Annotated in this window: 5 protein-coding genes and 1 pseudogene; 4 read left to right on the top strand and 2 right to left on the bottom strand. The window is 68.1% G+C overall.

The window, feature by feature from the left end; genetic code table 11:
- Positions 1 to 111: 111 nt before the first annotated feature.
- Positions 112 to 660 (bottom strand): periplasmic heavy metal sensor, encoded by a 549-nt coding sequence (locus C3Y15_RS30915; protein WP_011885682.1) that lies wholly within the window; start codon positions 658 to 660, stop codon positions 112 to 114.
- A 226-nt stretch (positions 661 to 886) separates the two neighbouring features.
- Between C3Y15_RS30915 and C3Y15_RS30910 the strand changes: the two genes are divergently transcribed.
- On the top strand, positions 887 to 1,612 hold the full coding sequence (locus C3Y15_RS30910; RefSeq protein WP_009693256.1) for a response regulator: 726 nt from the start codon (positions 887 to 889) through the stop codon (positions 1,610 to 1,612).
- On the top strand, positions 1,596 to 2,912 hold the full coding sequence (locus C3Y15_RS30905; protein ID WP_011885681.1) for an ATP-binding protein: 1,317 nt from the start codon (positions 1,596 to 1,598) through the stop codon (positions 2,910 to 2,912). The genes C3Y15_RS30910 and C3Y15_RS30905 overlap by 17 nt, the downstream gene beginning before the upstream one ends.
- A 40-nt stretch (positions 2,913 to 2,952) precedes the next feature.
- Here the strand turns inward: C3Y15_RS30905 and C3Y15_RS30900 are convergent, their stop codons facing one another.
- Complete coding sequence (locus C3Y15_RS30900) at positions 2,953 to 3,219, bottom strand: hypothetical protein (protein WP_011885680.1); 267 nt, start codon at positions 3,217 to 3,219, stop codon at positions 2,953 to 2,955.
- Positions 3,220 to 3,723: 504 nt separating this feature from the next.
- Here C3Y15_RS30900 and C3Y15_RS30895 point away from each other — a divergent pair.
- Together C3Y15_RS30895 and C3Y15_RS30890 are read left to right on the top strand one after the other, a co-directional pair.
- On the top strand, positions 3,724 to 5,481 hold the full coding sequence (locus C3Y15_RS30895) for an ABC transporter permease subunit (protein WP_011885679.1): 1,758 nt from the start codon (positions 3,724 to 3,726) through the stop codon (positions 5,479 to 5,481).
- 22 nt (positions 5,482 to 5,503) lie between these two features.
- Positions 5,504 to 5,651 (top strand): annotated as a pseudogene (locus C3Y15_RS30890) (nitrate ABC transporter ATP-binding protein); the annotation flags it as partial.

Below are 5,651 nucleotides of genomic sequence, written 5' to 3'. Positions count from 1 at the left end.
GTTCGACGCTGCCTGAAACGAAACAGGAGACGCGGGCACGAAGCCACGCGTCTCCTGCAATGCCGCCGGCGAGCGGTCGGCTTACTGCGGGGCGGCTTACTGTGGGCCGGCTTACTGCGCCGGTGCCGACGCGGCCTTCGCCGCGCGGTGCTGCTCCCAGCGCTGCTTCATCTTCTCGTGACGCTGCTCCATCCGCGCGAATTGCTGCTTGAGCGCCGTGCTGACGGTGGTCTTCTGCTGGTCGTTCAGCCCGTTGTAGAAGGCGAGCCATGCGGCGGCGCTCTGCTCGCGCAGCTGCGCGTTCTGCTGCTCGGCCTGCTGGCGGGCCGCGTGCATCGCGTTCAGGTCGAGAATCGGCTGGTTCTGCTGCGCGCTGAACTGCTCGCGCAATTGCTCGTGGCTCTTGCGCATCGCCTCGTGGTTCTGCTTCATCGTGTTGACGGCCGCTTGCCACTGCTGTTCCTGCGACGCGTTGAGCTTGAGTTGATCGTGCAGCTTCATGATCGCGCCGAACGGGCCGCCGTCGTGACCGCCATGCATCATGTGCATGCCGGGGCCGCCGGGCGGCGGCATGTCGGCGGGCGGCGCGGCATGCGCGGTGCCGAAGGCGAGAGCGAGCACGGTGGCGGCTGCGAGGGCCGCGCGGGAAGTCTTGTACATTTCGGAAACTCCTTGAATCGAACGGGTCCGGCGATGCGATGCGCGGGGTGGCCCGCGTGCCGCATCCGGTAAGACGCAGGTTAGCGGGGCGTCCGCAGGCCGGTGTTACGCGGGGAGGTTGGCGGGTTACCGTGCATTACAGTTGGCTTGCGCGGTAACCCGCAGTAACCCTTTCGCGCGTTTGTCCCGTTCTTTCATGCCGCGCTCGCGCGCTAAACTTGCGGCCATGACTACCCAGATCCTCATCGTCGACGACGACCAAGAACTCCGAGACCTGCTGCGCGACTATCTCGTGCGGCAGGGGATGGAAGTGTCCGTGCTGCACGACGCGGCGACGCTCGAAAAGCGCCTCGAGCGCGAGCGCCCCGACCTGATCGTGCTGGACCTGATGATGCCCGGCGTGGACGGCCTGACCGCGCTGCGCCAGCTGCGCGCGGCCGGCGACGACATCCCCGTGATCATGCTCACCGCACGCGCGGACGACGTCGATCGCATCGTCGGCCTCGAGCTCGGCGCCGACGACTATCTCGGCAAGCCGTTCAACCCGCGCGAACTGCTCGCGCGCGTGCAGGCGGTGCTGCGCCGGCGCCGCGCGACGCCGTCGGCGGCGGCGCCCGAACAGCGCGAGCCGTTCGCCTTCGGCCGCTTCGTGCTCGACTTCCAGGCGCGCACGCTGTCGGTCGACGGCAAGCCGGCCACGCTGTCGAGCAGCGAATTCGCGCTGCTCAAGATCTTCGTGAACCATGCGCTGCGCACGCTCACGCGCGAGCGGCTGCTCGAGCTGCTGCACGGGCCCGAGTACGACGGCACCGACCGCGGCATCGACGTCCAGGTGTGGCGCCTGCGGCGCATCCTCGAAACGGATCCGTCGACGCCGCGTTTCATCCAGACCGTCCGCGGGCGCGGCTACGTGTTCGTGCCCGACGGCGAGGCCCATGCGCAAACCCATTGATTCGCTGTTCGGGCGGCTCGCGCTGCTCGTGATCGGCGTGCTGCTGTTGTCGCACTTCGCGTGGTTCTTCGCGATCCGGCTCGAACGCAGCCAGATGCAGACGCGTTATGCGGTCGAGGAGGCCGCGTTCCTCGTCGATGCAGTGCGCCAGCACATCCAGCGCACGCCCGACCAGCCGCTGCCGTCGCGCGTGCGGCTGGTGGCGCCCGACAGCCCCGACGTGCCGAAGACCGACGATTCGAATCTGCCGGTGCCGCTCAAGCGTTTCCGCGACGACGTGAGCGAGCGGATGCCGCGCGGCACGCAGGTCGAGATCGGCGCGCCGGGCCATCCGCCGGTGCTGTGGGTCAAGGAGCCGACCGACCGCAACTGGATCGTCGTGCCGGTGCAGCCGTTGCGCCCGCCGCGCTCGCTCGACCGCATGCTGCTGTGGCTCGGCACGATCTTCTCGGCCGGCGTGATCGCCGCGCTGTTCGCCGCGTGGCAGCTGCAGCAGCCGCTGCGTTCGCTGGCGCGTGCGGTCGCACGCTTCGGCCGCGGCCAGCCGGTGCCGCCGCTGCGCGAGCGCGGCCCGCGCGAGCTGCGCCAGCTCACGCACGGCTTCAATCAGATGGTGGAACAGGTGTCGCAGGCGGAGAACGACCGCGCGGTGATGCTGGCCGGCGTCGCGCACGATCTGCGCACGCCGCTCGCGCGGATGCGCCTGCGCGCGGAAATGATGGACGACGCGCGGCTGCGCGACGGCGTGGTGCGCGATGTCGACTCGATGTCGCACGTCGTCGATCAGTTCCTGGTGTTCGCGCACGGCGGCGCGGACCGCAGCGAGCCCGTGCCGGTCGACGAGGCATGCGAGCGGATGGCGCGCAGCTATCGCGCGGTCGCGCCGAACGCACCGCCAGTCCAGACCCGTCTGACGGCCGGCGCAGGCTTCCTGCTGCCGACCGCGACGCTCGACCGGATTCTGTCGAACCTGCTCGACAATGCGCATGCGTATGGTGCGCCGCCCGTATTGATCGAGACGGCGCGGACTCAGGCGGGGTATCTGTTGTCGGTCAGCGACAGCGGCGGCGGGATCGCGCCGCGCGACCTCGCGGTTGCGACGCGGCCGTTCGTGCGGCTGGACCCGGCGCGCGGCGGGAACGGCCACAGCGGGCTCGGGCTCGCGATCGTCGAGCGGCTCGTGCTGAGGCTGGGTGGAGCGTGCGAGATCGGCAACCGCCCGGAGGGCGGCCTGCGCGTGGCGATGACGTTCCCGTTCGACGCGGTGCCGAAGGACGATCTGCGCGCACCAGGCGCGTAAGCGCCCGATGCGGCGCCTGCCCGGCAGGCGCCGCGCGGCATCATTCGCCGAACAGTGAGCCGAGCGTTTCGGCGGCGTTGCTGTCGATCGTGTTGTAGGTCACGCTCGTGGCCTCGAAGATATAGACGGTCGTATAGCGGCCGAGGCGCTCCAGGATTTCCTCCTGGAGCGATTCCGGTACGACGTTCATGTTCAGGTACCACGCCGTCGACGACAGCCGGGTCTGGAACGACCCGTATTCCTGCATCAGCTCGTAGAACGCATCGGCGTCCTGATCGCGGCAGACGATCACCAAGTTTCCTGCCATTCCCTTCCTCCCGCTGGTCGGTCGATCCCCGGCAGCGGTCGGACGACCGACGCCCGGGGGCCAGCCCCGATCATACCCGCTTCGTCGCGATCGCCCGTGACGCCCGACGCTGTTTGCGGCCGAGTGCGGCGGGCGGGTTCCCGCCCGGCCCGGATCACGGCATAATTCGGGCCTGCATGCTGGCTGAAAGACTGCGGCCGCGCTGCCTCGCGCCGCGGGGCCGCCGCATACGGTGCCGCGTGCGCGCCGGGCACGCACCGTGCGCTGCCCGCGCGGCGCCGTGCCGCTCCCGCACGGTTGTACCTGAAATACAGGTTGGTGTAGTGTCGTGCCGTCGCGGCCCGACTCGGCTCCGCCGGGGCGCAGCGTGCACGCACGGCGCATCGCGCCGGCGTGAGATCGTGAATCAATCGAATTACCGCGTCGAATTACCGCGCCCGTGCGCTTTGCCATGAATCAACATCGTCTGCCGGCTTCGTTCGGCCTTACCGGGGAGGGCGCCTGATGGACGTCGGATTCTTCAATCCGAACCGGACCGCCAACGCGTCCGCGTGGCGCGTCTTGCCGAACCGATGGGACTTCATCGCGTTCCCGCTGATCATCTGTCTGATCGCGATGGCGGTCGTCGGCTTCCACGAAACGATGGCGCCGATCGCAACGCTGCAGACGCAGAAGATCTCGCTCGACCCGTCGAACCTGCCCGAATACGCGTTGCGCACCACGCTGCGGATGCTCGCCGCGATGGTCGCGTCGCTCGCGTTCACGCTCATCTACGGCACGCTGGCCGCGAAAAGCCGGCGCGCGGGCATGGTGCTGATTCCGATCCTCGACATCCTGCAGTCGGTGCCGGTGCTCGGCTTCATCTCGTTTACGGTCACGTTCTTCCTCGCGCTGTTCCCGAGCCGCGTGCTCGGCGCGGAGCTCGCCGCGATCTTCGCGATCTTCACGAGCCAGGCGTGGAACATGACGTTCAGCTTCTATCAGTCGCTGCGCACCGTGCCGCGCGACCTCGACGAAGTCTCGCGCGGCTTCCATCTGACGTCGTGGCAGCGCTTCTGGAAGCTCGAGGTGCCGTTCTCGATGCCGGGGCTGATCTGGAACATGATGATGTCGATGTCGGGCGGCTGGTTCTTCGTCGTCGCGTCGGAGGCGATCACCGTCGGCAACCAGACGATCACGCTGCCCGGTATCGGCGCGTATCTCGCGCAGGCGATCTCGGACAAGAACCTCGGCGCGATCGGCTGGGTGATCCTGACGATGACCGTCGTGATCCTCGCATACGACCAGTTGCTGTTCCGGCCGCTGATCGCGTGGGCCGACAAGTTCCGGATGGAGAACACCGCGTCTGGCGACGCGCCGCAATCCTGGCTGCTCGACCTCGTGCGCCGCACGCGGCTGATCCATCAGCTGCTGGTGCCGGCCGGCTGGTTCTTCGCGAAGGCCGCGCGGATTCCGCTGCGCCTGCCGGTGTCCGGCGCGATGCGCTTCTCGCTGCCGAAAGTCGAGAAGAAGGCGTCGCGCACCGTCGACATCGCGTGGGCCGTGCTCGTGGTGCTCGCCACCGCGTACATCGTGTGGCGCGTCGTCAGCTTCGTGGCGACCGGCGTCACGCTGGCCGAAGTCGGCCACGTGATCGTGCTCGGGCTCATCACGCTGCTGCGGGTGGTCGTGCTGATCTCGATCGCGTCGGTGGTGTGGGTGCCGATCGGCGTGCTGGTCGGGCTGCGCCCGAAGCTCGCCGAGAAGCTGCAGCCGCTCGCGCAGTTCCTCGCCGCGTTCCCGGCCAACCTGCTGTTCCCGGTGTTCGTGATCGTGATCGCGCGCTTTCACCTGAACCCCGACATCTGGCTGTCGCCGCTGATCGTGCTCGGCACGCAGTGGTATATCCTGTTCAACGTGATCGCGGGCGCGACGTCCTATCCGAACGACTATCGCGAAGCCGCGACGAATTTCCGCATCCGCGGCTGGCAGTGGTGGCGTCAGGCCATTCTGCCCGGCATCTTCCCGTACTACGTGACGGGCGCGATCACGGCCTCGGGCGGCGCGTGGAACGCGAGCATCGTGTCCGAAGCGGTGCAGTGGGGTACGACGAGGATCGAGGCGCACGGCCTCGGCGCATATATCGCGCAGACCACCGCCGCGGGCGACTTTCCGAAGATCATCCTGGGTATCGCCGTGATGTCCCTGTTCGTTACCCTGTTCAACCGCCTGCTGTGGCGCCCGCTGTATGCCTTTGCCGAAGCGAAGCTGCGGCTCGACTGAGACCGATTGAGAGCGAAACGCGATGCACAATCCGAATGCTGTAAACGCCCCCGTCCAGACGTCCCAGCCGCTTCAGCCGCCGCGGCCCGGCGCCGAAATCCTGCGCGTCGACCACGTGAGCCGCGGCTTCAACAAGACGCAGGGCGAATTGCTCGTGCTCGACGACGCGA

Source organism: Burkholderia sp. B10 (assembly GCF_004368385.1).
GTDB classification, from domain to species: Bacteria; Pseudomonadota; Gammaproteobacteria; order Burkholderiales; family Burkholderiaceae; genus Burkholderia; species Burkholderia vietnamiensis.
The sequence above is the reverse complement of the archived record's forward strand: the minus strand, read 5'-3'. Positions and strand labels throughout refer to the sequence as shown.

Bases quoted from the DNA above. Each gene is read 5' to 3' on its own strand.
- C3Y15_RS30910 (WP_009693256.1), top strand. From the start codon at position 887: ATGACTACCCAGATCCTCATCGTCGACGACGACCAAGAACTCCGAGAC.
- C3Y15_RS30900 (WP_011885680.1), bottom strand. From the start codon at position 3,219: ATGGCAGGAAACTTGGTGATCGTCTGCCGCGATCAGGACGCCGATGCG.
- C3Y15_RS30915 (WP_011885682.1), bottom strand. From the start codon at position 660: ATGTACAAGACTTCCCGCGCGGCCCTCGCAGCCGCCACCGTGCTCGCT.
- C3Y15_RS30895 (WP_011885679.1), top strand. From the start codon at position 3,724: ATGGACGTCGGATTCTTCAATCCGAACCGGACCGCCAACGCGTCCGCG.
- C3Y15_RS30905 (WP_011885681.1), top strand. From the start codon at position 1,596: ATGCGCAAACCCATTGATTCGCTGTTCGGGCGGCTCGCGCTGCTCGTG.